Origin of the sequence: Amycolatopsis sp. La24 (genome assembly GCF_029087445.1) — a bacterium.
In the GTDB taxonomy this organism is placed as follows: Bacteria; Actinomycetota; Actinomycetes; order Mycobacteriales; family Pseudonocardiaceae; genus Amycolatopsis; species Amycolatopsis nivea.
On record NZ_JARACH010000067.1, the window covers coordinates 29,575 to 53,370 of the forward strand.

The following is a 23,796-nucleotide window of genomic DNA, read 5'->3' on the forward strand; positions in this document are numbered from 1 at the left end:
CATGGATCTTCAGCTCCGCGGCAAGAACGTCCTCGTAACCGGTGCCGGGCAGGGCCTGGGCCGTGCGATCGGGCTCGCGTTCGCAGCGGAAGGCGCCAATGTCGCCTTCCACTACAACTCCTCCTCCGACGGCGCGGAACAAGGCGCGAAGGAGGCGGCTGCTCTGGGCGTCAAGTCGATCGCCGTGGGCGCGAACCTGCAGGACGGCGAATCCGTGACGCGCGCGGTGGCCGAGGTCGCCGACCAGATGGGGTCGATCGACGTGCTGGTCAACAACGCGGCCGCGACCCAGAGCAAGCCGTTCCTCGAGACGACCGAAGAGGACTGGGCACCGCAGATCGGGGTGACGGTGGCGGGCACGCTGCGCGTCACCCAGGCGGTGGCTCGGCAGATGGCGGAGAACGGCGGCGGGTCGATCGTCAGCCTGATGGGCGACTCCGGCCGCGTGGGCGAATCGCGGCTGCTCGTCACGGCGACCACCCGCTCGACAACCGTCGGGTTGACCAAATCGCTGGCCAAAGAACTGGCGCGGCACAAGATCCGTGCGAACGCCGTCTCGATCGCGCTCGTGCAGACCCAGAGCCTCGACGCCCACACCGGCAACGCGGACGAGGCCAAGATGAAGAAGATCCTCTCCGCGTACCCGCTGCGCCGCCTGGGCACGCCCGCCGACATCACCCCGACCATCCTGCTGTTGGCCTCGCCGCTGTCGTCCTGGACCACCGGGCAGATCGTGTCGGTCAACGGCGGGTACACGATGCCATGACCGCGCACGACGACGAGCCCGACGACGGGCGCGCGGTCGGACGAGCCTTCCGCCGCAAAGAGGACACGCGGCTGCTGACCGGCCGCGGCCGGTACGTCTCCGACCTGCAGCTGCCGAGGATGCGACACCTCGCGTTCCTGCGCAGCCCCTACGGCCACGCCCGGATCAAGTCCGTCGACACCTCCGCACTAGGCGTCGCCGCGCGCGCGGTGTTCAGCGGCGACCACCCGGCGTTCGCGGCGATCGGGCTCCGTGCGAGGTCCGCGTTGCCGTCCTATGTGGAGACCGAGCAGCCGATCCTGGCCCGGGACAAGGTGCGGTTCGCCGGTGAGCCGGTGGCCGTAGTGGTAGCAGACGACCGGTATCAGGCCGAGGACGCGCTCGAGCTGATCGACGTGGACTACGAGCCGTTGCCCGCCACGGTCACCGCATGGGTGGCGCCGAAGGAGCCGGTGCACGCAGACGCGCCGGACAACGTCCTGCTGGAGCGCACTTTCGACACCGGCGAGGTGCCGGATGCCTTGGCGCAGGCCCATCTGGTCATCGAGCGCGAGTTGGTGACCAACCGGCACGCGGGAAACCCGATGGAGTGCCGAGCCGGGGCGGCGGTCTGGGACGGCGAGCGCCTGACGTTCTGGTCCGGCACCCAGGTGCCGCACATCGCGCGGAACATGCTCGCCGAGCTGCTGGGCCTGCCCGAGGGCACCATCCGGGTCATCGCTCCCGATGTCGGCGGCGGTTTCGGCGTCAAGGCGGTGCTCTATCCCGAAGACGTCGCTGTCTGCCTGGTCGCACAGCAGATGCCCGGCATCCCGGTGAAGTGGGTCGAAGACCGTGCCGAGCACCTCCTGGCCGCGACGCACGCCCGAGACCACCGGTATCGGGTGCGAGCGGGGTTCACCGCCGACGGCGAGCTGGTGGCGCTGGACGCCGACGTCACGTGCAACGTGGGCGCCTATTCGGTCTACCCGTGGACAGCCGGCATCGAGCCGCTGATGGCCGGCGGGCTCCTGTCTGGGCCGTACCGGCTGCGGAATTACCGGTGCACCGTCCGCGGCGTCGCGACCAACACGTCGCCATCCGGGCCATATCGCGGCGTCGCCCGCCCCGCGAGCGTCTTCGCGATGGAAACCCTGCTCGACGAAGCCGCAGCCGCCCTGCGGATGTCCTCTTTGGACATCCGCACAAGAAATCTGATCACCCCGGCGGAGATCCCGTACCGGATGCCGTCCCGGCTCGTCGACGACTCCGGGTGGTACGGCGAGTGCCTCGAGAAGGCGATCGCCACCATCGGCTACGACGACTTCCTCGTGGAGCAAGGTCGGCGGCGAGAGGAAGGGAAGAACCCGATCGGGCTCGGCATGGCCTGCTACAACGAGCTGACCGGCCTCGGTCGGGCTGCTGCCGCGGGGCCGCGGATGCCGTTCCGCACCGGACACGACGCCTGCACGGTCCGGGTCGATCCCGATGGCCGCGTGACTGTCCTTTCCGGAGTCACGTCGCAGGGGCAGGGCTTGGAGACGACAGTCGCGCAGATCGTCGCAGATGCGGTCGGTGTCCGCTTTGAGGACGTCGAGGTGCGCATCGGCGACACGAACGAATCCTTGTGGGGGTTCGGCGCGTTTTCCTCGCGGCAGGCCGTCATCGGGGGCGGGGCCGCCCACCGTGCCGGAACGTCGGTGCGGGAGAAGATCATCCGGCTGGCGAGCGAGTTGTTCGAGGTAGGCCCGGCCGATGTCGAGATCAAGGCGGGCGAGGTCAGGGTCGTGGGCGAGCCGAAGCCGCTCGGGACGCTGGCCGAAGTCGCCCGGGTCGCCTACCTCGAGTCGAATCGACTGCCCGAGGGCATCGAGCCAGGCCTGGAGGCGACGGAGTTCTACGACCCGATCCGGGGCGCGTTCGCGGCGGGCGCGCAGGCCGCGGTCGTCGAAGTCGACCGGGCGACCGGGGAAATCCGGATCCTCAAGTGGGTGTGCGTCGAGGACGCGGGCACGGTGATCAACCCGCAGATCGTCGAGGGGCAGATCGCCGGGTCGATCGCCCAGGGCATCGGCGGCGCGCTGTACGAGCACCTGATCTACGACGAGTCAGGGAACCTGTCCACCGGAACGCTGATGGACTACCTCATGCCCACGAGCGCCGAGGTCCCGGACCTTGTCATCGACCACCTGTCGAATCCGGCGGACAACCCGTTGGGGGTACGCGGAGTCGGCGAGGGCGGCACCCTCGGCCCGAACGCGGTGCTGGCCGGGGCCGTTGCCGATGCTCTCGGCGTCCGGGTCACCCACCTGCCGCTGTCCCCGGCTGCCGTGTGGGAGGCACTGCGATGATCACCACCGAGGAACAGGGCGGCGTAGGGCGGATCGTGCTCGACCGCCACGAGAAGCGCAACGCTCTCGACATCGAACATCTGCAGTCGCTGCGAGCGGCGGTGGAGAAGTTCGCGGACACCTCCCGCGCGATCGTCGTGACCGGTGCCGGCACGAGCTTCTGTGCCGGTGCCGACTTCGGCGGTGTCTACGGCGAAGGGTTCCGCACCGCGCTCTACGCGACTCTGCACGCCATCACCGCCGCGCCGGTACCAGTGATCGCGGCGGTCAACGGTCCCGCGATCGGGGCCGGGACACAGCTCGCGATCGCCTGCGACCTGCGCGTGGCGGCCGACACCGCGGTCTTCGCGGTGCCGACAGCCCGCAATGGGCTCGCGGTGGACCCGTGGACCGTCCGGCGGCTGGCGTTGCTGGCGGGCGGCGGAGCAGCGCGCGCAGTGCTGCTCGGCTGCGAGCGGCTGGACGCGGCACGCGCACTCGGCTGCGGTCTGGCGGACCGGCTAGGGACGGACGCCGAGGCGACCGCGTGGGCCCGGGAGATCGCGGAGTTCGCGCCGTTGTCGTTGCGGTACGCCAAGACCGCGCTGGAGTCGCTGTTCGAGCCTCGGCGGTGGGATCCCCGCCTCGACCAGCTTTTCGATTCCTGTTGGAGCAGTGAAGATTTCGCCGAGAGCCAGCGTGCCCGCGACGAGAAACGCGCCCCGCGGTTCCGCGGGCGCTGAAAGGTCCGCCATGAAACCAGCTCCGTTCGACTACCTCCGCGCCACGAGCGTCCGGGAAGCCGTGCAGGCCCTGGCCGACGCAGCCGGCGACGGGAAGATCATCGCCGGCGGACAGAGCCTGGTGCCGGTACTCGCGCTGCGCATGGCGCGGCCCAAGGTCCTGGTCGACATCAACCGGATCCCCGGGCTGTCCACGATCGTGCCGGTTGACGGCGCCCTCCGGATCGGGGCGCTCGTCCGCCACGCCCGCCTCGTGGAGCAAACGGCACACCCGATGCTTGCCGAGGCCGCGCGGTGGATCGGGCACACGGCGATCCGTTCCCGGGGCACCTGCGGCGGCAGCATCTCCCACGCCGACCCGGCCGCGGAACTGCCAGTGGTCGCCGCTGCGCTCGGCGCGACCGTTCACATCGCTAGCCTGCACGGTACTCGCACAAGCTCCGCGGCAGACTTCTGCACCGGTCCGTTGGAAACCACGCTCGCCGACGACGAGGTGGTCACTGCGGTCGACATGCCGTTGCCGCAGCGCTGGGGATTCGCGGAGTTCTCCCGCCGGCACGGCGACTTCGGTCTGGTCACCGTCGCCGCCGCCGAGGTCGGCGGACACTGGCGGATCGCGATCGGCGGCGTCGGCGGCGTCCCGCTGCGCGCCGAGGAGGCTGAGCAGTTGCTCGACGCCGGCGCTCCACCGCACGAGGTGGCTGCCGCAGCCGCCGCAGCCGCCTCGCCGAGCTCCGACATCCACGCCTCGGCCGAGTACCGGCGTGCGATGACTGAGGAATTCGTCCTCCGTGCCCTCGGGCAGGAAAAGGAGCGTGTCGCAGCATGAAGATCGAACTCGCTGTCAACGGGGATCGTCAGCAGATCGACGTCGAGCCGAGGCGAACGCTCGCTGACGCGCTGCGCGAAGACCTCGGACTGACCGGCACGCACGTCGGTTGTGAGCACGGGGTCTGCGGCGCGTGCACCGTTCTGGTCGACGGCGACCCGGTCCGCGCGTGCCTCATGTTCGCGGTCCAAGCGGAAGGCACCTCGGTGACGACGGTCGAGGGGATGGCCGGGCAAGACGGCTGCCTACACCCTCTTCAGGAGGCGTTTTCGACGCACCATGGGTTGCAGTGCGGCTTCTGTACTCCGGGCATGCTGATGTCCGCGCTCGACTTGCTCAACCGCGAAGAACGGCCGTGCCGGGCCCGCATCCGAGAAGAGCTGTCGGGCAACATCTGCCGGTGCACCGGCTACGTCGGCATCATCGACGCTGTCGAGGCGGCGGCGAGCGAACTGGCCGCCGAACCGGAGCCGTCGTGACGCGCCGCGGGGTCGTCCTGCGGCTCCGCGGCGCGCCGGCAGCCGGGCTTGGGCGCACCTGCCAAGTTCTCGATGAAGCCGGCTGCGACACGCTGTACTTCGAAGAGGACTTCGTCTCGTGCGCGGCGGCGGCCGTGGTGACCCGGCGGGTCCGCATCTGCTGCTTGACCACTTCCAAGGACGCGCCGGCCGTGGCGGAGGCAGCCGAAACCCTTGACTACCTCAGCGATGGCCGCTTCATCCTCGGCGTTGGCCCGCTGCTTGCCGACGACGGCCCCTACAGCGGAGCAGCGGCAGCAGAAAGGATGCTCGAAGAGGTTCTCGCACGCGTGCCGAAGCTCCCTGTGCTCGTGGCGGGCAGCGGCCGAGGACCCGCCCGGCTGGCCGCCGAGTTCGCTTCCCGGAATCATCCGGAACGCGACGAAGCCATGACTCCCTTGACGAGATGCCTCCAATCCGTGGGCGATGCGTCCGCCTGGCTCGCCGGAGTGACGCGGTGAGCGAACTCCGAGCTGGCGTGAGCGAGCGAATCGTCCTCGACGTCGCCCTGACCCTTTTCGCGGAGCGCGGCTTCCACGGCACCGCTCTGAGCCAGATCGCCGACACTCTGGGCATCCGCACACCCAGCCTTTACAACCACATGCGGTCCAAACAGGACCTGCTGCGCGCAATCGTGGACGAGACCACGGCGACCGTGCTCGAGGAGTTCCACCGTGCGACCGCGAACGGAGACTGGGAAACTCGGCTGCGCGGGGCCACCCGGGTCTACGCCTACCGCCACGCGACACACCGCCGCCAAGCCCTGGTGGTCAACCGCGACACAGATTCTCTCGACGAGCCGCATCGCAGCCGCCTGCAGAGCAGGCGCCGGCAGCACGAGCACGCCTTCCGCGCGATCATCGCAGGTGGAGCTGCTGCCGGAGCTTTCCATGTCGATTCGCCGGCACTTGCCTCATTCGCGATCCGGGAGATGTGCGTGAGCATCGCCCGGTGGTTCCGGGACGACGGAAACCTGTCCGCCGACGATGTCGCGGAACAATACAGCCGTTACGCGTTGAGCATCGCTGGCGCAGAGTCGATAAGAACTAATCCGGCCAGGGCTCCTGTCTCAGCAGTCCCAAGGGACAGTTGAGCACTCGGCTATTTCTGGTCTGACTATGCGGGGTCGACATGCTCTGGACCCCGCTGTTCCCATCTGGCCGGACCGCTTCTCGCTGTTGTCCTGGCCGCCGGCGTCCTGATCGCAATCGCCGACGACGCCTCCGACCGAACCACCGACGCACCCGGAGAAGCCCCGGAACCCCGTCCGTCATGCTCACCGCCCACACGCGCGCCGCACACCGGGTCGCCCGGGTTCGCCCCGGCTGCCGAGGCATGCGCTGGAGCATTCTCGCCGGCATCGCCGGGGAAGAATCCCGCCACGCCGCCGGCTACGCCATCGCACCGAACGGCGACATCAACCCGCCGATCCTCGGCCCCAACTGGACGGCGCCGGCACCGGCAGCAACCACACCCCGATCCGCAACCCCGACGGCACCTTCGCCTGCGCCGAAGGACTGTTCCAGTTCCTCTCCACCAGTTGGCAGACCGTGGCGCAGGACGGCAACGATGACGGAATCCGCAACCCGCAGAACGCCTTCGACGCTGCCCTCGCCGTCGTCCACCTGTGCGGCCGCGGCCCCCGAGACCTCGGCAAGGACGCCGACGTGCGCGACGCGATCTACTCGTACAACGCCAGCCGGGTCTACGTCGATCACGTCCTCGCCGACACCCGCGGCTACGACGCGCTGCAACTCCGCCCCGCCGCCCATGGACCGGCGAGCGGACGAGCCAGGCAGGTCATCGACGCGGCCATGTCCCAGATCGGTGTCCTACGCCTGGGGAGGCGGCACCGCCGCCGGTCCGAGCCAGGGAATCCGCGACGGAAGAGTAGCCGACCGGCACGGCGACTACAACAAGATCGGCTTCGACTGCGGCGGACTCGCCCGCTACACCCGCGCCCGCGTCGGCATCACGCTGCCGCACCAGCGCGGAGCCCAGTTCGCCCTGGGCGATCGCCTGCCCCGGGCCGCGGGCATCGAGGCGCTGCATCCGGGCTACCTCGTCTTCTGCAGACCCGGCGTCATCCACAACGTCGGTATCTACCTCGGCGACGGCCAGATGATCAACGCCTTTGCGTCCGGCACCTTCATTCGGACCGACCCTGTCGACCTCCACGAGTACCCCGGCGGTGTCCGGCTTCTTCCGTAGCGCCATGCGCGGCAATTGCGCGGCATTTATTGCCTTCGGCTGGCTGGGCGCAGCCGGAAGCATCACCGCGGTGGTCGTCGGTTCTCGTTTTGCACCAGGGGATCCGCCGCAACTTCAGTGGCTGCTTCTGTCCCGCCGCACCGCGCTCCCTCGCTGGATCAGGTGAGCGACAATCACCTCGTCTGTGTGCTCCGTGCCAGCGAGGCGCCCGATCTGGACCCGTCAGTCAAACTGCCTCTCCTGGTACTCGACGGCAGAGGGCCTCTCGCGGCCAGCATTGGCGAGTCAGCGGGGTCACGCTGCCGAATCACGCGCCGTCGAACACGGCGTGTCTTCGCCGGTCGATCTTCCGGAGGTGTGCCGTGATTCTTGCCGTTGGGGGCTACCTCGACCCCGTCCTTGGCCAGTCGCTGCGGCTTTGGCCGCTGACTGGAGAAACCGCTGTTCAGCGGTGCTCTACCCACTTGCTCATAAAGCCGACATGTTCTCCCGCACGCATGGCCGTCAGGCCGTGCTGGGGAACGGCGCGCCGCAGGCGCTCCATGCGGACCACCTGCTGACGAGTGCCGCGCTGTGGTGGGTGACCTCGGCGGTGGTGGCGAGCGTGATCGCGGTCTTTGTCCTCCGCCGACACTTCCGTTCCCGCCACCTCCGCTCTCGTGTCCGCTACGAGCTGTTGCCGACGACGGCGTTCGATCCGTCGCTGCCGGCGGTGGTGGCGTTCGCGCACCAGCTGGGCCGGGCGCGGCCGGTGCACGGCTGGGTGCCGCGGTCGGTCGTCGGTGTCCGGGTGTGGTTCAGCACGGACCCGGAGTTCGGGAAAATGACCATGAGCATCGAGGAGCGGGAGTCGATCAACGGCGTCCTGAACAAGCTGAGCTATCCGCAGGTGGAAATCCGCCGAGCCTCGGCGGCGAGCGACGGTGAAACCTCCCCGGTGAGGGAGGAGACGCCGCCTCGGCAATCATGGCAAAGAAAGAACCCTAACCGGGACGATTGCCTCGGGGAATTCAGGAGGATTTCTTCGTGGTGCGCTTGCGGCGCGGCTTCGGAGCGTTCTGGTCGCGTTCGTTGTATGCGGTGATGACTTCGGCTGGGATGCGGCCGCGGTCGGCGACGGCCCAGCCGTTTTCGACGGCCCATGCGCGGATGGCGCGGGAGCGTTCGCGGTCCTCTGCGGTCGGGGCGGCAGCGGTGTGCGCGGTGGTTTTGCGGCCGCCGGTCCGGCGGCCGGCGGAGATGAACCGGGCGAGTTCGTCGCGCAGGGCGGCGGCGTTGTCGTCGGACAGGTCGATTTCGTAGTGGGCTCCGTCGAGTCCGAAGGGGACGGTCTGGCCGGCTTCGGATCCGTCGAGGTCGTCGATCATCTCGACGAGAACTTTTTGCGCCATGGCGGGTGATTTCTCCTCGGAAGCGGGAAAGCGAAGCCCTGACGATAGCAACCGGTCATGCGGGTCTCTCGGGCGGGAAGAATTATCGTGGCCGCTCGATGCCTTGTCTTCTCCGCGAAACGCGACGTGCGGAGGTGACCGACAATGGGCAGCGCCGTGGGAAGGCTGGGAGGAGATGCCTCCGTCCTGGTGGGTTTGGCATGAGGCAGGCTGACCGAGTCCGCGTGGCACGCGCCGAACTGGTTTTGGCGCGGTCGCCGCAGTTTTCGCCGAAGGCATTGCCGATCCGGCCGGACGATCCCCTGCAGCCATTGGCGAACGCGCTGGGCGATGTTCGCCCGGATCTCGGCGAGACGGTCGACGTATGCATCGATCTGGTCCCGCTGACGCCGGCCCGAATGCGGCACGTCTCGCGGAAGTACCAGCCGTCGTCCGGGTCCGCAGGTGGATTGTTGCGCGCGGTGGGCGAGGGGCTTGCGGAGGTGGCCGGCGAGTTCCTTCTGGCTGCTCGCGGACAAGGACTTTTCTCCTCTGGCCCGGCGCGGGCACCGTTGCAGCAGAACAAGTTCCTCACCGACGAGCCGGTGTTCGCGACCGTGTCGGAGATCCCAGGCCGGGCGGAGGCATGCCTGCGGAGCGTGATCGGCGCCTTCGACGTGTATCGGGGCGAGAACTACTGGCGGATGCGCGGCGTGCGGTTCCTCGGCCGCCAGGTGGGAGCGGACGTGCCTGTGGTCCGCAGGCTGTTCGACCGGCGGTTCGCCACCGGCCTGGCCAAGCCGCGGCCGGGCTCGCTGGTGACCGCGCGGCGGCCACCATCGCGAGTCGGTTGCGGGCGTCGAGTTCCAGTCTGGGTGTGCCGCTGGAGGAATCGACTCGCGCGTTGCTCCAACGGTTGCAGTATTCAGCCGATATCGGGCCTTTGAAAGCGTCAGGTCGTGGAGGAGCGCATGTCTGTCCGAACGCTTCGGCCGGGATTCGTCAGCGCAGTGATCGCGGTAATTCCCGACGCTTCTGTGGACTGCTGCATGGTCAGGCTCAGCCGGGCGGGGCCTGCAGCGGTCGTCTCTGAAGTGCGCGCCCTTGCGGCGGAGCTCCGGCGAGTCCTGCGTGCCGACGGATCGGCATGGTTTCTGGTGGAGGAGGTCCGTACTGCGGCGGGACTTGCCGGGCGGCCGTGGCAGGCGGCGCTCGAACTTCAACGCAGTGGATGGCTGCTGCGCAATGCGGTCGTCGCCGAGTCGGATTCCGGACCGAATGAGACAGTGCTTTTCTGCGTGAAACAGACTCGGTACTTCTTCGATTTGGCAGCCGTGCGGTCGGCGTTGGGGTCGAATCGAGGCGACGTCGTACTGGCTGGCGAGCCTCACCTGACCGACAGGATCGTGTTGGCAGCTTGCCGTCCGGGAGGGACTGTGCTGGATCTGACGGTCGATGCTGAGGCGGCGGCACGTCGCTGGGGCCGCTCAGTTGTTCCGGGATCGCAGGCAATTCCTGCTGCCTGAGTTTGGCTGCCGAATGTCCGCGCGGTATCGTATTGTGCCGATTTCTCCGTGTCTCTGGACGTCCAGCGGCTGTGGAGGAAGCGATGATTGACGAATTCGAGAATCCGGTGTTGGCATACGACAACGGTCAGGTCGTCTTGTACTGCGGCGATGCGGTCGACGAGCTGTCGCGTGTTCCTGCCGGTTCGGTCGATTGCGTGGTGACGTCTCCGCCGTACTGGGGTCTCCGGGACTACCGGGTCGCCGGCCAGCTGGGCGGCGAGCCGACCGTTGCGGAGTACGTCGCGGTGCTGGCGGCGGTGTTCGACGAGGTCGCTCCGGTGCTTGTTCCGGGTGGTTCCGTGTGGTTGAACCTGGGCGACAGCTACGGCGGTTCGTGGGGCAACTACGTCGCGGACGGCTCGACAGCAGTGCGGTCGCGGTACGGGTCGCATCGGCCGCCGCAGCAGAAGCATCGGGCCAAGGATCTGGTGGGTGTGCCGTGGCGGGTGGCGTTCGCGCTGAGGGACCGCGGCTGGGTGATCCGCCGGGAGGTGGTGTGGCACAAGCCGAACGCGCGACCGGAGAGCGTGCGGGACCGCTTCGCCCGTCGCTACGAGACTATTTTCGAGCTCGGCCGAGGCCAGCGAGACGACACCGAGACCGCGGCCGGGCCTGAGGTGTGGACGGTCTCGGCGGACCGCACGGGCCTGAACCATCCGGCGGTCGGGACCCGGGAGATCGCGCGCCGCTGTGTGCGGCTTGGGTGTCGTCCGGGCGGGACGGTGCTGGACCCGTTCTCGGGGACCGGGACCACCGGTCTCGCGGCGCGGGAGCAGCGGTGCCGGTTCATCGGGATCGACCTCGATCCGCGGTGTCACGAGATCGCGCGGCAGCGGCTGGGATTGGCGGGGGAGCGGTCGTGACGGTCGACGCCGAGGTGTTGACGCTGAGCGAGGTCGAAGCATTGCCCGCGATCGTGGATCTGGAGACGGCGCGGCGGGCGTTGGGGATCGGCCGGACGACCGCGTATGCGCTGGCGCGGGCTGGCTCGTTCCCTTGCCCTGTCGTGCGCGTCGGCGCGGCGTACCGGATCCCGACGGTCGGCCTGCTGCGACTGCTGGGAATCGACCACCTGATCCGGTGATCTCGGCCCCGCTCGGGCTTCCCCGAGTCGTGGTCGCAGCGCGAGTATCTACGCCCGAGAACTGCCCTGGTGGGTGATGACGTGACGAAGGAGCAAAGGGTGACGGTGCCGAAGGGTTCGGTGTTCCGGCGGTGTTCGTGCCGGGACGGCAACAAGAGGTCGCTGGGGGAGGAGTGCCCGAAGCTGCGGAACAAGCGGCACGGGCAGTGGTTCTTCCGGATCGAGCTGCCGCCGGACGCCGCGGGCAACCGCCGCCCGCGGCGGCGCGGCGGGTATGCGAGCGCGACGGAGGCCGAGACGGGTCTCGGTCGGGTCCGAGACTTGCTCGGGATCGCGCAGGAAGGGGACGAGGAGACGTTGCGCAAGATCGGCGACCTGGTCGCGTCGGTGATCGCGAAGAAGGACCCGCTGCCCGACGTCGAAGCCGTGCGGCGCCTCGTGCGCGCGGCCGCGACGGTCCTGGAGCATCCCTTGATGGATGAGGAGTTCGACGAGTTTCTGGCGGTGAAGAAGCGGTCGGTGAGCCGCAACACCTACCGTTCCTACGAATCCCATGTGCGGCTGTATCTGCGCCCGCACTTGGGGAAGGTCCGGCGCGACAGGCTCCGCGTCGCGCACTTGGACGCGATGTTCGAGGCGATCGCGGAGAACAACGATGTGATCGAGCAGTACCGCGCCAGTGGTGATCCGCGGAAGGTCGCGGCGGTGAAGTGGCAGCGTCCGGTGGGGCCGTTGTCGTTGCACCGGATCCGGGAAACCCTGCGAGCCTTGCTCAACCGGCGGGTGCGGGAAGGGTTGTTGCTGGTGAATGTGGCGGTGCTGGTGGAGTTGCCGCGGGCGGAGCGGCCGAAGCCGCGGTTGTGGACGCCGGAGCGGGTGGCGAAGTGGCGGCGCACCGGGGAGGTGCCGTTCCCGGTGATGGTGTGGACGGGGGAGCAGACCGGGCGGTTCCTCGACTTCGCGGTCGACCACCCACTTTACCCGTTGTTCCATCTGATCGCGTATGCGGCGTTGCGGCGGGGCGAGGCGTGCGGGCAGCGCCGCTCGGACACGTTCCTGGACGCGGGCTGTCTGGAGGTGGCGAACCAGATCGTGCAGTACGGGTGGGAGACCGGCCAGTCCAAGCCCAAGACCCCGTCGTCGGAGGGGATCGTGCCGCTCGACCCGGACACCGTGCTCGTCCTTGCCGCGCACCTGGCCCGTCAGGACGAGGCGAAGACCCGACTCGGCAGCGATTGGCGGGAGCACGACTTGCTCTTCACCTGCCCCGACGGGAGCCCGTTGCATCCGGCGGACGTCGCGGACGAGTTCGCCCGCCTGATCGCACTGGCCGGCCTGCCCCCGATCACTCTCCACGGACTCCGCCACGGCGCGGCGACGTTGATGCTCGCGGCGGGGGTGGAGATGAAGGTGATCCAGCACATCCTCCGGCACTCGTCGATCAAGGTCACCATGGACCTCTACACCAACGTCGCCCAGGAACTCGCCGCCGACGCCGCCCGCCGACTGGCCGGGGCCATCCCCCGGCAGGCCGCGTTGCGCCCGGCTAGCGTTCTCGGGCTCCCCTCGGGCTCGCAGGAGACCACAATGGACAGTCGAGAACCGGAAGAACAACGTCCGCATAACGCAAAACCCCAGGTCATCGTTTCCGACCACCTGGGGTGTGAGGGTGCGCCATCAGGGACTCGAACCCCGAACCCGCTGGTTAAGAGTTCGCTGCCTGACGTGTCGGGTGGTGTCGAGTGATGTCGGACCAGACCTTCTCGTGTGGTCGCGGGGCTTCGGTGATGTCGTGGTGTGTCGGCTGCTGTTGTCGTGTGGTGGAGGTCTCGGGCTCGCCTCGGGCTCGCAAATGCCGGGTCGTGTCGTCTGGTCCGCTCCCGGTCTGGCACAGCGTCGTGAGGTGGTCGGTGTGACAGGGCCGGGTGCTCGGCGTGACCCGGTCGTGTCTGCGGTCAGCGTCATGGTGGGGATCGTCGTCGGGCTGACGTTCACGTTCGGGTTCGGGAACGTGCTGGCGCTTGCTCTTCGGCTGGGTGTGCCGGTGTGGGTGGCGCCGCTGGTTGCGCCTGCGGTGGATGTGACGGTGGTGGCGTTGCTGGTCGCGGTGCGTCGGCTGTCGGCGTCAGGTGTTCGTTCGGCGGGTCTGCGGTCGGCGCGGCGGCTTTTGGTGGGTGCGAGTGTGGTGACGTTGGCGTTTGAATGTGGCCGAGCCGCTGGCTGCTGGTGAGGTCGGCAGGGCGTTGTTCGATGCGGTGGGACCGCTGTTGCTGATTGGCTGGTCTGACGTGGGGCCGGGGTTGGTGCAAGCTCTCGCCGATGTTCAAGGAACGGTCGGCCACAGGCCGGAGGTCCCGCCGGCTGACATGTCTGAGCGGCCGCCACGGCTCGATAGTAAAAACGTAGTCGGGCTTGATCCCGGTTTGGTGGAGCGGGCGAAACTGATCGACGCGCAGCATCGTGAGCGGCATCAGCGCCCTGTCTCGGCCGAGATATTGCGCAAGTCGTTGGGGGTCGGGGCAGAACGGTCCCGCGTGTTGACGCGAGTGGTCCGCGCAGATTGGCGCGAAAAGATGAACCTGACACAGGACGCGATCGCCTGACCTGTCCGGTTTCCTCCCGCTGGCCAAAGTTGCAAACAGTCGCGCCTGGTTGGCCGCAGTTTTTGCTCTGACGTCTGCGCAGAACTCTGCGTGGATACGTGTATCACGGCTCTCGATCTCGGCTTCGTCTAGATCCCCGGGTTCGTCTTCGAACAGCAGTTCGCAGCCGCGGAGTCGCCCGTGGAGGAGGTCTTCGAGCAGGCCTTGTGCGGCTCGTGGAGGGTGATGCGGAGTCGGCTGGCGGCGAGGGTGTCGTGTTCGAAGGGGCGGCGCTGCTCGTTCCACTCGATGGCGTCTTCTATGAGGTCGGGGAAGGCGTCGGGGTCGGCGATACGGCGCAAGGACTTCACAATAGCTCTAACGACATCCGCCGGATTTCAGTGCTTGGTGCCCGGCCTGCGTGATGGCCTGCTGCGTGGCTTCCGCAGTCCCAACTGTCGCTTGATCTCGCTGTCGAGGACGAGTTGATCCGGAGTGCCACTGAACTCACGGACAGCGTCCAGCAGCGTGCGGTCGAGCTGACCCGTGAGTTTCGGCTCGATGAGGTCGAGAAGCTCGGCCCACTTCTCCCTCGCGAGAGGGTGCTGTAGGCGGCTGGAGATCGCGCTCGCGGCGAAGGTGCGCAGCGCGATGCCAGCCTGGACGGTGTCGAACTTGCTGATCAGGTCTTTGTAGATGGGATCAGCAGCCCAGGACGTGCCGTGTCCGTTGGTGAGGAACACATAGACGAGATGGCGGACGTAGGGGGTGTTGAACCCGTCCGGGACCTGGCCGTGCTTGCCTACCAAAGCTTGCAGTCTGCTGGCGACCGCGGGCTCGTTGGCGAAATTGTTCCAGCCTTCGTGGGCCGTGATGAGGTCGTCGAGTGCCTGGGAGAGTTCCGCCAAGCGCTCGGAATCGGCAAGGTAGGCAGTGCCGTCGACGAGATCTAGTAGTTCTCGGGCGCGCGTGGCCCGGTCGGTGTCGCCGTTGGCCCGGAACCGCGCGAGCTTGACGCCGAAGTCGATTCGCTTGTCCTCGCCGACGTAGGGCCAGAGCTCAAGCCAGAGCTTGCGAATATTGTCCTGCGCGTCCGGCGTCGCGTCCGGTGGGTTGTAGATCCCGAAGAGGCCGGCGGCGAGGTTGTCGGCCTGATCTGGAGGGAGGTTGTCGAAGGACGCCGCGGCGATGTCGACCTCGGTCTGGGACATGCGCTTCGTTTTGATGTTGTCCAGCAGCCGACCGATCTTGGCGACGACGTTCGCGTGCGGCAAGGTGATGACCTCGCGGATGCAGGCCTCCAACCAGGCCACCAGAGTCAGTCCGGTCAGCGAGACCTCGGTCGGGTGCGCTGAGCTGGCGTGGTTGCGCATGTAGCGGATGTGGTCGAGCTGCTTGTAGCCGACATCGCTGATCAGCTGGATTTTGCTCGCGGCCTCCATCAGCTTGGAGTCGTCGACCTTGGGCAGGTCCTCTGGAGTGCGCAGGCCCTTGCGCTTGGCGGGGTCGGGCTCGGCGAGGTCGAAGAAGTACTCGACGTCGAAGGCGGCCACCCGCTTGCGCAGCTCGCTGATGGTCTCGTCCCAGAGGTAGGTCAGCGCGGCGTCGAACAGCCCGACCGAGGCGGCCATCATCATTTTGGAGATGTAGGAGGCTCGGGCGCGCTGCTCATCGTCGAGTCGGTCGAGGGCGTCCTCCGCGTTGCGGAGCAGCTTCTCCCGTTCCCTGACATCGACGATGACGCCCTCGGTGGGCAGCCCCAACCTGTCGATGGAGGCCAGCATGAGGACCTCAAACGCCTCGAGGTCCTGGCGCGCGGCTTCGACAGCAACGCGCGGGTTTGCTCGGACGATTACACCGGAAACCGGCTGGCCTGCCTCGTCGGCAGCACGATCGCTCATGCTGATGCCCTCCAAATCAGTGACGGTCGCTAAATCGCCGCCGCCTGGACTGACTGTTACAAACCGCAGGAAGTCGACCCGGATCGTGACTTCGCCGTGCCGTGCCCCGGGCGACCATCCGAATCAGGACCGGTGCCTCGCTGCGGAAATAGGTCCCCGGCGGTTCGCCGCCCGCGCAGCGGCTAGTTCCTGGTCACGTTCCTCAGGTTGACCTTGCAGATCCATGAGCTGCTGCTCCAGGCCGGTGATCCGGCACTGGAGTGCGCCAATGTCGGTCGGCGCGCCGAGCTCCGACTCCCCATGCCTTTTCCCCGAAAACCTCAGACAGCTTGCGCTCCAACTGTTTGATGTACGCGGCTTGCTGGGGCAGCCGAGCCTGGGCATTGGCCAGATCAGCCTGTAACGAGGCGCGGCTGACCATCGGGCCGCCTCAACTCGCGGCCGGCGGGTCCGCCTATGCGACGTGGATCAGCGTCAGCAGATCCGGGAGCCGATAGCGACGGTCTGGTCGAGACCAGCAGCCGCTCCCGGTTGCGCAGTAGGTCGGCCAGCTATGCCTCCCGGCCAGGAAGATGGGACACGTCGGTGCCGAAATGGCCGCAACCGACGCAGTGGAACCGGACCGGCCAGTCGTGGCCGTCCGCGGCGACGTTGGTGGGCGGGTGTGCTCGGAGTTCACAAGGCCTTGGCCTCATGCCAGACTCGGTTGCCGTGCCGGTCGAACTGCATGGTCGTGACTCGCTCGACCGCCTCCCGGCACCAGGTTTGTTGAGCGTGACAGAATCCGTCCGAAGTGGTCAGTACGGATCGACGTGCCGTTGAGACGGATCTTGCGTCGGAACGGGTAAGTTGACCTCATGCAAACGCTGCGTCGGTCAGCTTCAGTGCCGCCGATGGACTGCGCTCCGCTACGAGTGGACGTCGCAGGTCGTCGGCTCGCGCCGAGCACGGTCTTCGATACCTACTGGCGGTTCGCCGCAGATCGGCAGGAGCTGTACTTCGCGCGGTTGACCAATCGTGCCGATCTCGTGCCCGACGACGAAATCCTTCGGACGCATCGATTCACGAACTGTTACCGCGCGGCCGATCGGGTTAGCCAGTTCGCGATTCACGACGTCGCGTATGAAGGCAGCCAGGACGCGACGGACGTTGTGTTTCGGGTGCTGCTTTTCAAGCTGTTCAACAAGATCGGTACGTGGCAGCTCTTGAACGCGGAGCTGGGGCCGATTACCTGGCGCAGCTGGAAGCCTCGCATGGCTCGTGCGGTGCTGGACGCAGCATGGGCTTCAGGCAGGCGGCTGTATTCGCCGGCTTACGTGATACCGCCGCCGCGTCTCGGCGGTCCGCGCAAGCATCATGACCACCTGTTGCTGCTTGAAACCATGATGCGTGACCGGCTGCCGAGGAGAATGCAGGAAGCCGACAGCCTGTCGCAGGTGTTCCGGCTGCTCGGCGAGTACCCGGGCATCGGCGATTTTCTCGGTTTCCAGTTCGCGATCGACCTGAACTACGCGAGCGTCATCGACTTCGATGAAAACCAGTTCGTCGTCGCCGGACCGGGAGCACGAGATGGGATACGCAAGTGCTTCGGGCGCGCGGCGGCTGGTATTGAGGCTGAGATCATCGCGTACATGGTCGACACCCAGGAAGAACATTTCGATCGTCTAGGCCTCCAGTTTGCCTCCTTGGGCGGGCGGCCACTCCACCTCATCGACTGTCAGAACCTGTTCTGCGAAGTCGACAAGTACTCGCGCGTTGCGCACCCGGAGGTCGCGGGGATTTCAGGTCGTACGCGCATCAAGCAGGTGTACCGGCCATCAGCGGAACCCCTTCCCCCTCCGTGGTTTCCGCCGAAGTGGGGGATCACTGACGCGGTCGGTCGACAGTTGCGACAGTTCACCAAGGTCACCACAGGGATGTCTGGTTGAGTTGTGCCAGATGTTTGCGAAGAGCAGCCGGACTGATTTCGAGCGTGCACAGTCCGGTATCGACGGACAGTTCCCCGACATCCAGTTCGGCAGCGGTCGCCACGTAGTGCTGGAGCAGCCCGAGCGCTAGGTAGTTTCCGTAGGCTCGCTCGATGAGGTACTGGTGCCGGTATTGCGCGAGCATGTGCAGCCGCCCGCCCACGCGCTGCCAGGAGAGATGGGACAGGCATGGGAATCCCATTGGGATCGTGTCCGGAGTGGGGGCGTACACCTGCGTTTCTTCAGTGCAGGTCGCGTCGCTGGCCTCATCCAGCGGCCGCCTGTCCTGACCAGGCACAGAGCCCGACCCCGCAGTGGCAATTTCGTAGATAGCGGCCGGACGAGTTTTCTTCGCGTTCTGGTCCCGGCGCAGCTGTTCGATGAGCCGAGTCAGTTGGTTGACCGGCTCGTCTCGCGCCGGGTAATGGACGATTCTGCCGAAGTAGGTGCCGCGGCCGTTGGCCCCGGCTTCGCGGCGGATCCGCTTGTACATGGCGGTATAGCGGGACGAAAGCTCATGAGGGGTCTTGCTGACACGCGCGAGCGCGGCGGGGAACAGGGTGTTGACAACCGTCTGCACCGGAGCCTTCTTCAGCACCTTGAGCATGCGGTCCACCAGCGCCCGGACCTCGGGATCTTCCGCTCCGGGGTCTGTGATGGTCACCCGCGCATGCAGAAGTCGATCAGGGTAGTTCGTCTCCGCGAGGTCGACCATCTTGAGCCACGCCGCACCGGTCGTGGATTCGCGAATGACCTGGTTCATCGCGTGTAAGGCAGCTTCGCTCATCAGGTTCCTCCCCGGACGTCTCGGAAAATCTGCTCCTGGAGCTGGTACTGGGCGTTGATCTCGTCGTCGGACAGAGCGGACAGGTCCGGAATGCTCGACAGGTCCGCGAGGCCTTGAAGAACGCTGTCCACGCGTACTCGCACCGCTCCGCCGTCGTGTTCGAGCACCACGGCGCTGCGTTCGTCGCCTCCCGTCGAGGTCGCGACGAGAACCTTGTGTTCTGGAGAGTCCCAGACTGTCTCCGCGAGCCCGTGTTCGAGCAGACGATCGCCGAGCAGGTCCGCAGAGCTTCCTGTGTCTACGACGATCCTGTCTCCCTCGGCGAACACGAGCTCGCCGAACGGAGCGACCGCGGCGAGCGGCCAGACATCGGCCCGCGGGTCGCGCGGGGGAGCGCCGGCTACGTCGAGGCTCTTCTTCACGCGCCCTGGCGGAACCCGAGTCAGCAGATTCGAAGCTGGTCGCTCGATGAGGTGTGCGGTCGCGAGATGGCGCGCCGTTCCGGCGTACGAGGTGCCCAGCAGCAGTGATGCCAGGTAACACGCGGTGGGTGTGACGCCGTTGCTCCGGCCGACGGCTCGCAGGGCCGATCTGAGTGCGCTGCGCGGCATGAGGAGCCAGGCCGCGAAGGCTTCCGCGGTCACCTCGGGCAAGGTTCGGGCGGCGTGCCACTGCGGATCCGCGGTGGTGCCTCGGTCGGCCGCAGTGTCGTCGTCGGGGACTGAGGCGATTTCGAGTTCGCAGGTCGCCGGGTGATCAAGCATCCGGTGGCCCCACTCGTGCGCGGCGGTGTGGCGTTGCCCGTTCACGGTGGAGTTGGCGTTGAGCCAGATGGTCAGCGGCCGGTCGCCCGAAGCAGGGATCGTGGCACCGAAAAGTTTCGAGCTGTGTTGTCCGAACACCTCGATCCCGGCCGCATCGATCATGGCGATGACATCGACGCGTTGGTCATGCCGAAGGTCCGCCTCGCCGCGCGCGTTCTGCGCGGCGATCTGGGCGATCCGGTGCGCCGCCGACCACTTGCTCATGGCTTGGTCTGGTTCTGCAGCCGGGCCCGGACCTCCACCATCTCGACATAGTCGGCAACCTTCGCCAGGTCGTCGTTGCTCATGCCGCCAAGCCTGCGGGCGACTACTTGCACCGTGTGGTTGCCTGGGTCTGCGTCGTCGTCCTCATCGAGGAAGTAGCCCACCGGCCGGGTGTAGACGAGAGCGAACTTCTTCAGCTCCAGGCTGTCGACCTTGCGTACGCCGCGTTCGACATCGGAAATGGCCGAACGCGGTATCCCGGTGCGGTCGGCGACAAACTTCTGGCTCAGCCCCAGGTACTCTCGGCTCTGCTTCAGGCGTGCACCGAGGCGGACCTGCTCCGGGTCGAGCACGGCCCCCTCGTCCTGCGGAGCTGACGTGTTGGACTCATTCATCGGCGGGGACTCCTTCCGATTGGGTGGTGAGGGCCGTGGCGGCCAACTCTTCGCAGACGCGATCCGCGAAACCTCGCACCGAACGCATGTCGCGCGCTGTCTCGAAGGTCGCTTCGAACCGCACTCCGAAGCGTGCGGACACCCGGGTCATCAGCTCGACAAGGAGCACGGAGTCGCAGGGCATCTCCGGTGACAGCGCAGCGAGCTCGCTCATCAGCTCCTCGGCGTCTCGTTCGAATTCCTCCGCGAGCAGGCCGACGATGTACTCCTCGACCTCTTCGCGGGTCACCACTCGGTCGTCCACGGCCACCTCTGTCCTGTTTGCCGACCAACGTGTCCTATGGTACGACAGAAGGGTCGTCGGAATCAAGGACAGCGCTGTCGTGATTCCAGGCAACCTTCCCCGTTGTCGGCGCTTGCAGGAGACTCTGTGCACCTTCGCGACTACCAACGAAAAGCGATGACTACCCGCCAGGACTCACCGGAAGGGGCGGACGCTGCAGCTGGCCACCTGTTGAGCATGGTCGCTCAGATCGGCGACCTGTCCAGGCAGTACCAGCGAACCCAGCGTGATGGCGACCATCAGAGGTGGGGCAAACTCCGAGTCCGCGAAGAACTCGGCGATGTCCTGTGGCATCTGACCGCGTTCGCCGACGGACTCGGCTTGGACCTGGAGGACGTCGCTGTAGCGAATCTGACCAAGACCGCCGACCGGTGGATTCCATCGGCCGAATGGCACGTCTTCGACGCAGGCTTTCCCGCAGGGGAACGGCTGCCGTCGTCGATCGCATATGAGTTCCGGACCTACCGCAAGCCGGACGGCGTCCTCGCGACAGAGGTCTCCTGCGGAAGCCTGCAAGTCGGCGCGACCCTCACCGACGCTTCGCGCAACACCGACAGCTATCGCTTGCACGACGTGTTCCACCTGAGCTACGCGAGCCTGCTCGGCTGGTCTCCGGTCACCCGTGCGCTGCTCGGGCGCAAGCGCCGAAGCGATCCGGCGATCGACGAAAACGAAGATGGTGGCCGTGCGATCGCCATCGAAGAAGGGCTCGCGGCATCGATCTTCGCCTACGCGGCCACGCGTGACTACCTCAGCGACGCAGCACGCGTCGACGGCGACGTCCTCGCCTCGATCGCGACATCCACAGCTCAGCTCGAGGTCGGTGCTCGCACGGCAGCCGACTGGGAGCATGCCGTTCTTGAGGGGTTCCGGATGTGGAAGCATCTCGACGACCACGGTGGAAACGGCATCGTCCGAGCAGACCTGACTGCCCGCACGATGAAATTTGAACCTACAGCCGTGGAGGCTGGGTCGGACTGATCTGGCAAGCTCGGGGCAATACGGGGAATCGGTCCCTGTATTGCGATGTCTCTGGCGAGGTCGATCGAACCGACCCGCATAACAAATTTACTCAGTTCGCAACCGTGTGTTCGAAAATTTCTGCGGATTTGAGTATCTTGCTCCTGCTCAAAAAGGTGAGGTCGTCCATAAAGGAGCGTGGCCGGAGTGTGCCGGCTACGCAATTCTGGTCGAAGCCCTCACGACCGGGCACGGTTTCAGTTGCCGACGTGCCTGGGCAATTATGCCCAGTCTTGAAGCCTTGCAAAGATCACTGGCCATCGTCGTGCTCATTTTGAGCGGCTGACTCATCGCGGCGGAACAAGCCAGCCGCGGACGCTATGTGAGCGGAAGCGTCGTGTTTGGCAGCGATGACCCTCCCACGTCCAGGCGCTGATCGCGAGCGGGTTCGGCCTTGCTCGGGTTCATTGGCTGTTTGGAGAGCCAACATCGCTCGCGCCGTTGGCGCGGGCGATGTGCTCGGCGAAGGCCCTGCAGTGCAAGAGAACAGTGTGGCGACGTCGAGATGAAGAGAGTGATGGATTCCTTCTTCTCGTGAGTTATTCCGTGCTGGTTGACAAACCTGGCCCAGGAGCGGTCGCGGCTACAGCATCTTCGCCAGCAGTTGGATGATGGCACCGGTTACCCCTAATGCGGCGGCGATGGAGCTTGCCTGAATGATCCGCGCGACTGCTGCGCGCAGCCGTTGCGACCGGGTGGGTGGTACGACGGTGGCAGCTGCGGGCGGTCGCGCGATATCTGGTATCGACCAGGGGCGTGGGCCGGTGAAGTGCGCCAGAGTTTGCCCGCAGGCGCGGATAGCTCGGTGTACGCGCGTCTCGTCGTCCAAGTCATCGGATGCCCAGTACAACCAGACGGCCAAGTGCTCGCACTCGGCAAAGCCCGGTTCCCCTGCCTTGCGTCCGGCAACCCGGGCGACGTTTTTCCGTAAGCTGCGTGCTCGCGCCCGCAATACGCTCTTGACTCTCGCCCTCTCCGATCGAATCGACTGTGCGCCAGCGTCGGATACCCTGGCTTCTAAGCCATGGTGACGGCGGACTTCGGCCAGCAACCCCAACGCGGTCTTCACATCGAGGATGACGAGAGTGCTGGAGAACCTGAGCCAGAACAATGCTGATAGTTCGAACGCGAACCCGACGAGCGACGTCGCTCTGACCAGATGCACTGCCAACCAGTCCGGTGAAACGCTGACCAGCCCAGCAAGCAGAATTGTGAGGACTGGCGTTGCAACCGCGAGTGCCAACGGTGCTGCAACTCGCCTAGCTGTCAGATCGTGCATAGCATCGAGTTGCTCGGCACTTACGCGATAGTGCCGGAGCACATTCAGCTCCGGATAGATCACCGGTTTGCGGAAGATGAGCCTGTTGAGAACCTGCAGCACACGACCTACGCGACGGTGTAGCCACTCTGGCAGTGACGACCTCGCCATTTCGCGAGCCCAACCATCTTCATCGTCTTGCGCCGCTTGCCGACGCGCACTCAACCGCATGTGCAAAAGGCTACGAGAGCCCCTTGTCATGGGCCTCTCACGTCGGCTGCACTCGTTGTCGAAGCGTGAGCGCAGCTGCTAACAGCGCCGCGAGTCCAACGAGCCGATCGGTGGACGGCCGTCACGATCGTGTCGACCACGAGCAGGTCTCGGCCGCTGCAACCCTGCCTGCGCGCCTGCAACGCCTATCGATCAGGCCGAGGGCCCATCCTGGCATCATCGCCACCCGTCGGCCCCGTTGATGGCCGCATGGCGCAGGTGGGTCTGGGCCTCGTCGGGCGAGCCGTCGCGTTGCTTGCCGGGGAGCGGAGCATCAAGGTCAACCGGACGCGACTGCTGCGGTCGGGCGTCGGGTGCGTTCTCGTTCATTCTGCCCCGGCAGCCCAGTTGTTTGTCTGTGTTAGCTGGTGTCGCGGAGAGGGCTGGAGTGGTGGCGCGGCTTGCTGAGGGACACCCCGGTGGCCCTCAGTCCATCGGCGTTCGGCTATGGCGAGGGCCTGGGGCTGGTTGCCTTCTGAAACGACTGACGTCGTTTTGACGACTTACCGTCACGAGTCGGTGGAGGTGGGTGTGGTCAAGCCAGGGCTGGTGCGGATCACCAGCACGAGTGGTAGCACTGCTCAGGTCACTCAGGTGGTCTTGCGGGAAGGTCCGCGGACGCGGCTGGTCTTCACGCCGACGTTGGTGGACAACGGGAAGGATCCCGAGGCTTCAGTGCGTGGAGAGCTGGCTTATCAGTCGAAGAACGCCGCGGACGAGTGAGGTTCACCCCGAATGGTGGACAGGGGCTTACGAGGGGTTCAGGCAGCCGTTCGGAGTGCCTGCTCGAAGTTGTCGGGGCTGAGCATCCCGATAGCGGAGTGCCGCCGCACACTGTTGTAGAAAC

The 23,796-nt window shown here is 66.5% G+C and carries 28 protein-coding genes; 19 read left to right on the forward strand and 9 right to left on the reverse strand.

The window, feature by feature from the left end; all coding sequences use genetic code 11:
• Position 1 precedes the first annotated feature (1 nt).
• From PUT80_RS38750 to PUT80_RS38780, 7 genes are read left to right on the forward strand one after another with little or no spacing between them, the layout of a single operon-like run.
• A complete protein-coding gene (locus PUT80_RS38750) occupies positions 2 to 766 on the forward strand; it encodes an SDR family oxidoreductase (RefSeq protein WP_037817657.1) in 765 nt (254 codons plus the stop codon).
• Positions 763 to 3,096: a xanthine dehydrogenase family protein molybdopterin-binding subunit gene (locus PUT80_RS38755; RefSeq protein ID WP_101438521.1), complete on the forward strand. Its 2,334-nt coding sequence runs from the start codon at positions 763 to 765 to the stop codon at positions 3,094 to 3,096. The genes PUT80_RS38750 and PUT80_RS38755 overlap by 4 nt, the downstream gene beginning before the upstream one ends.
• On the forward strand, positions 3,093 to 3,818 hold the full coding sequence (locus tag PUT80_RS38760; protein ID WP_020661361.1) for an enoyl-CoA hydratase: 726 nt from the start codon (positions 3,093 to 3,095) through the stop codon (positions 3,816 to 3,818). Before PUT80_RS38755 ends, PUT80_RS38760 begins: the two co-directional genes overlap by 4 nt.
• A 10-nt stretch (positions 3,819 to 3,828) precedes the next feature.
• Positions 3,829 to 4,647 carry a xanthine dehydrogenase family protein subunit M gene (locus PUT80_RS38765; RefSeq protein WP_020661360.1) on the forward strand — a complete coding sequence of 273 codons (819 nt, stop codon included), beginning with the start codon at positions 3,829 to 3,831 and terminating at the stop codon, positions 4,645 to 4,647.
• On the forward strand, positions 4,644 to 5,126 hold the full coding sequence (locus PUT80_RS38770; RefSeq protein ID WP_020661359.1) for a (2Fe-2S)-binding protein: 483 nt from the start codon (positions 4,644 to 4,646) through the stop codon (positions 5,124 to 5,126). Before PUT80_RS38765 ends, PUT80_RS38770 begins: the two co-directional genes overlap by 4 nt.
• Entirely contained in the window at positions 5,123 to 5,626 is a 504-nt protein-coding gene (locus PUT80_RS38775) for an LLM class flavin-dependent oxidoreductase (RefSeq protein WP_037817652.1), read from the forward strand. The genes PUT80_RS38770 and PUT80_RS38775 overlap by 4 nt, the downstream gene beginning before the upstream one ends.
• 17 nt (positions 5,627 to 5,643) lie before the next feature.
• Positions 5,644 to 6,258 carry a TetR/AcrR family transcriptional regulator gene (locus tag PUT80_RS38780; protein ID WP_240690815.1) on the forward strand — a complete coding sequence of 205 codons (615 nt, stop codon included), beginning with the start codon at positions 5,644 to 5,646 and terminating at the stop codon, positions 6,256 to 6,258.
• Positions 6,259 to 6,556: 298 nt separating this feature from the next.
• On the opposite strand, the gene PUT80_RS38785 is transcribed toward PUT80_RS38780, so the two are convergent.
• Positions 6,557 to 6,883 carry a hypothetical protein gene (locus PUT80_RS38785; RefSeq protein WP_158714542.1) on the reverse strand — a complete coding sequence of 109 codons (327 nt, stop codon included), beginning with the start codon at positions 6,881 to 6,883 and terminating at the stop codon, positions 6,557 to 6,559.
• A gap of 109 nt (positions 6,884 to 6,992) precedes the next feature.
• On the opposite strand from PUT80_RS38785, the gene PUT80_RS38790 reads away from it, so the two are divergent.
• The gene (locus tag PUT80_RS38790; protein ID WP_037817648.1) at positions 6,993 to 7,376 is read left to right on the forward strand and encodes an NlpC/P60 family protein; all 384 of its coding nucleotides are present in this window, start codon (positions 6,993 to 6,995) and stop codon (positions 7,374 to 7,376) included.
• 481 nt (positions 7,377 to 7,857) lie between these two features.
• Positions 7,858 to 8,460, forward strand: a complete 603-nt coding sequence (locus PUT80_RS38795; protein WP_275295098.1) for a hypothetical protein — start codon at positions 7,858 to 7,860, stop codon at positions 8,458 to 8,460.
• Here PUT80_RS38795 and PUT80_RS38800 read toward each other — a convergent pair.
• Positions 8,387 to 8,767 carry an Lsr2 family protein gene (locus PUT80_RS38800; RefSeq protein WP_037817645.1) on the reverse strand — a complete coding sequence of 127 codons (381 nt, stop codon included), beginning with the start codon at positions 8,765 to 8,767 and terminating at the stop codon, positions 8,387 to 8,389. The two genes, PUT80_RS38795 and PUT80_RS38800, sit on opposite strands and share 74 nt — an antisense overlap.
• A 224-nt stretch (positions 8,768 to 8,991) precedes the next feature.
• Between PUT80_RS38800 and PUT80_RS38805 the strand changes: the two genes are divergently transcribed.
• From PUT80_RS38805 to PUT80_RS38835, 7 genes are all read left to right on the forward strand, one after another.
• Positions 8,992 to 9,693, forward strand: coding sequence for a hypothetical protein (locus tag PUT80_RS38805; RefSeq protein ID WP_020661352.1), 702 nt, complete (start codon positions 8,992 to 8,994; stop codon positions 9,691 to 9,693).
• A gap of 24 nt (positions 9,694 to 9,717) precedes the next feature.
• Positions 9,718 to 10,272 carry a hypothetical protein gene (locus tag PUT80_RS38810; protein ID WP_275295099.1) on the forward strand — a complete coding sequence of 185 codons (555 nt, stop codon included), beginning with the start codon at positions 9,718 to 9,720 and terminating at the stop codon, positions 10,270 to 10,272.
• An 83-nt stretch (positions 10,273 to 10,355) separates the two neighbouring features.
• A complete protein-coding gene (locus PUT80_RS38815) occupies positions 10,356 to 11,177 on the forward strand; it encodes a site-specific DNA-methyltransferase (protein ID WP_037817643.1) in 822 nt (273 codons plus the stop codon).
• Complete coding sequence (locus PUT80_RS38820) at positions 11,174 to 11,398, forward strand: DNA-binding protein (protein WP_275295100.1); 225 nt, start codon at positions 11,174 to 11,176, stop codon at positions 11,396 to 11,398. Before PUT80_RS38815 ends, PUT80_RS38820 begins: the two co-directional genes overlap by 4 nt.
• 99 nt (positions 11,399 to 11,497) lie before the next feature.
• Positions 11,498 to 13,144 carry a tyrosine-type recombinase/integrase gene (locus tag PUT80_RS38825; protein ID WP_275295101.1) on the forward strand — a complete coding sequence of 549 codons (1,647 nt, stop codon included), beginning with the start codon at positions 11,498 to 11,500 and terminating at the stop codon, positions 13,142 to 13,144.
• A 217-nt stretch (positions 13,145 to 13,361) separates the two neighbouring features.
• Entirely contained in the window at positions 13,362 to 13,628 is a 267-nt protein-coding gene (locus tag PUT80_RS38830; protein WP_275295102.1) for a hypothetical protein, read from the forward strand.
• Positions 13,603 to 14,001, forward strand: a complete 399-nt coding sequence (locus tag PUT80_RS38835) for a hypothetical protein (RefSeq protein ID WP_275295103.1) — start codon at positions 13,603 to 13,605, stop codon at positions 13,999 to 14,001. Before PUT80_RS38830 ends, PUT80_RS38835 begins: the two co-directional genes overlap by 26 nt.
• A gap of 128 nt (positions 14,002 to 14,129) precedes the next feature.
• On the opposite strand, the gene PUT80_RS38840 is transcribed toward PUT80_RS38835, so the two are convergent.
• Both PUT80_RS38840 and PUT80_RS38845 read right to left on the reverse strand, forming a co-directional pair.
• The gene (locus PUT80_RS38840; protein ID WP_275295104.1) at positions 14,130 to 14,342 is read right to left on the reverse strand and encodes a hypothetical protein; all 213 of its coding nucleotides are present in this window, start codon (positions 14,340 to 14,342) and stop codon (positions 14,130 to 14,132) included.
• A gap of 36 nt (positions 14,343 to 14,378) precedes the next feature.
• On the reverse strand, positions 14,379 to 15,881 hold the full coding sequence (locus PUT80_RS38845; protein ID WP_275295105.1) for a hypothetical protein: 1,503 nt from the start codon (positions 15,879 to 15,881) through the stop codon (positions 14,379 to 14,381).
• Between the two features lie 857 nt (positions 15,882 to 16,738).
• On the opposite strand from PUT80_RS38845, the gene PUT80_RS38850 reads away from it, so the two are divergent.
• Entirely contained in the window at positions 16,739 to 17,809 is a 1,071-nt protein-coding gene (locus PUT80_RS38850) for a nucleotide kinase domain-containing protein (protein WP_275295106.1), read from the forward strand.
• Here PUT80_RS38850 and PUT80_RS38855 read toward each other — a convergent pair.
• Genes PUT80_RS38855 through PUT80_RS38870 form a run of 4 tightly spaced genes read right to left on the reverse strand, consistent with a single transcriptional unit; the run spans position 17,787 to position 20,362 of the window.
• Positions 17,787 to 18,635, reverse strand: coding sequence for a hypothetical protein (locus PUT80_RS38855; protein WP_275295107.1), 849 nt, complete (start codon positions 18,633 to 18,635; stop codon positions 17,787 to 17,789). The two genes, PUT80_RS38850 and PUT80_RS38855, sit on opposite strands and share 23 nt — an antisense overlap.
• On the reverse strand, positions 18,635 to 19,663 hold the full coding sequence (locus PUT80_RS38860) for an ImmA/IrrE family metallo-endopeptidase (RefSeq protein WP_275295108.1): 1,029 nt from the start codon (positions 19,661 to 19,663) through the stop codon (positions 18,635 to 18,637). The genes PUT80_RS38855 and PUT80_RS38860 overlap by 1 nt, the downstream gene beginning before the upstream one ends.
• Complete coding sequence (locus tag PUT80_RS38865; RefSeq protein ID WP_275295109.1) at positions 19,660 to 20,058, reverse strand: helix-turn-helix transcriptional regulator; 399 nt, start codon at positions 20,056 to 20,058, stop codon at positions 19,660 to 19,662. Before PUT80_RS38865 ends, PUT80_RS38860 begins: the two co-directional genes overlap by 4 nt.
• Positions 20,051 to 20,362 carry a phosphopantetheine-binding protein gene (locus PUT80_RS38870; protein WP_275295110.1) on the reverse strand — a complete coding sequence of 104 codons (312 nt, stop codon included), beginning with the start codon at positions 20,360 to 20,362 and terminating at the stop codon, positions 20,051 to 20,053. Before PUT80_RS38870 ends, PUT80_RS38865 begins: the two co-directional genes overlap by 8 nt.
• 126 nt (positions 20,363 to 20,488) lie before the next feature.
• Between PUT80_RS38870 and PUT80_RS38875 the strand changes: the two genes are divergently transcribed.
• Positions 20,489 to 21,382, forward strand: a complete 894-nt coding sequence (locus PUT80_RS38875) for a MazG nucleotide pyrophosphohydrolase domain-containing protein (protein WP_275295111.1) — start codon at positions 20,489 to 20,491, stop codon at positions 21,380 to 21,382.
• Positions 21,383 to 22,004: 622 nt separating this feature from the next.
• Here the strand turns inward: PUT80_RS38875 and PUT80_RS38880 are convergent.
• Positions 22,005 to 22,802: a hypothetical protein gene (locus PUT80_RS38880; protein WP_275295112.1), complete on the reverse strand. Its 798-nt coding sequence runs from the start codon at positions 22,800 to 22,802 to the stop codon at positions 22,005 to 22,007.
• A gap of 678 nt (positions 22,803 to 23,480) precedes the next feature.
• Between PUT80_RS38880 and PUT80_RS38885 the strand changes: the two genes are divergently transcribed.
• Positions 23,481 to 23,672, forward strand: coding sequence for a hypothetical protein (locus PUT80_RS38885; RefSeq protein ID WP_275295113.1), 192 nt, complete (start codon positions 23,481 to 23,483; stop codon positions 23,670 to 23,672).
• Positions 23,673 to 23,796: the final 124 nt, after the last annotated feature.

What these genes read in the sequence shown, in the direction of transcription:
- PUT80_RS38750 (WP_037817657.1), top strand. Translation starts at nt 2, where the DNA reads ATGGATCTTCAGCTCCGCGGCAAGAACGTCCTCGTAACCGGTGCCGGG.
- PUT80_RS38755 (WP_101438521.1), top strand. Translation starts at nt 763, where the DNA reads ATGACCGCGCACGACGACGAGCCCGACGACGGGCGCGCGGTCGGACGA.
- PUT80_RS38760 (WP_020661361.1), top strand. Translation starts at nt 3,093, where the DNA reads ATGATCACCACCGAGGAACAGGGCGGCGTAGGGCGGATCGTGCTCGAC.
- PUT80_RS38765 (WP_020661360.1), top strand. Translation starts at nt 3,829, where the DNA reads ATGAAACCAGCTCCGTTCGACTACCTCCGCGCCACGAGCGTCCGGGAA.
- PUT80_RS38770 (WP_020661359.1), top strand. Translation starts at nt 4,644, where the DNA reads ATGAAGATCGAACTCGCTGTCAACGGGGATCGTCAGCAGATCGACGTC.
- PUT80_RS38795 (WP_275295098.1), top strand. Translation starts at nt 7,858, where the DNA reads ATGTTCTCCCGCACGCATGGCCGTCAGGCCGTGCTGGGGAACGGCGCG.
- PUT80_RS38800 (WP_037817645.1), bottom strand. Translation starts at nt 8,767, where the DNA reads ATGGCGCAAAAAGTTCTCGTCGAGATGATCGACGACCTCGACGGATCC.
- PUT80_RS38810 (WP_275295099.1), top strand. Translation starts at nt 9,718, where the DNA reads ATGTCTGTCCGAACGCTTCGGCCGGGATTCGTCAGCGCAGTGATCGCG.
- PUT80_RS38815 (WP_037817643.1), top strand. Translation starts at nt 10,356, where the DNA reads ATGATTGACGAATTCGAGAATCCGGTGTTGGCATACGACAACGGTCAG.
- PUT80_RS38830 (WP_275295102.1), top strand. Translation starts at nt 13,362, where the DNA reads ATGGTGGGGATCGTCGTCGGGCTGACGTTCACGTTCGGGTTCGGGAAC.
- PUT80_RS38845 (WP_275295105.1), bottom strand. Translation starts at nt 15,881, where the DNA reads ATGAGCGATCGTGCTGCCGACGAGGCAGGCCAGCCGGTTTCCGGTGTA.
- PUT80_RS38850 (WP_275295106.1), top strand. Translation starts at nt 16,739, where the DNA reads ATGCAAACGCTGCGTCGGTCAGCTTCAGTGCCGCCGATGGACTGCGCT.
- PUT80_RS38855 (WP_275295107.1), bottom strand. Translation starts at nt 18,635, where the DNA reads ATGAGCGAAGCTGCCTTACACGCGATGAACCAGGTCATTCGCGAATCC.
- PUT80_RS38860 (WP_275295108.1), bottom strand. Translation starts at nt 19,663, where the DNA reads ATGAGCAAGTGGTCGGCGGCGCACCGGATCGCCCAGATCGCCGCGCAG.
- PUT80_RS38865 (WP_275295109.1), bottom strand. Translation starts at nt 20,058, where the DNA reads ATGAATGAGTCCAACACGTCAGCTCCGCAGGACGAGGGGGCCGTGCTC.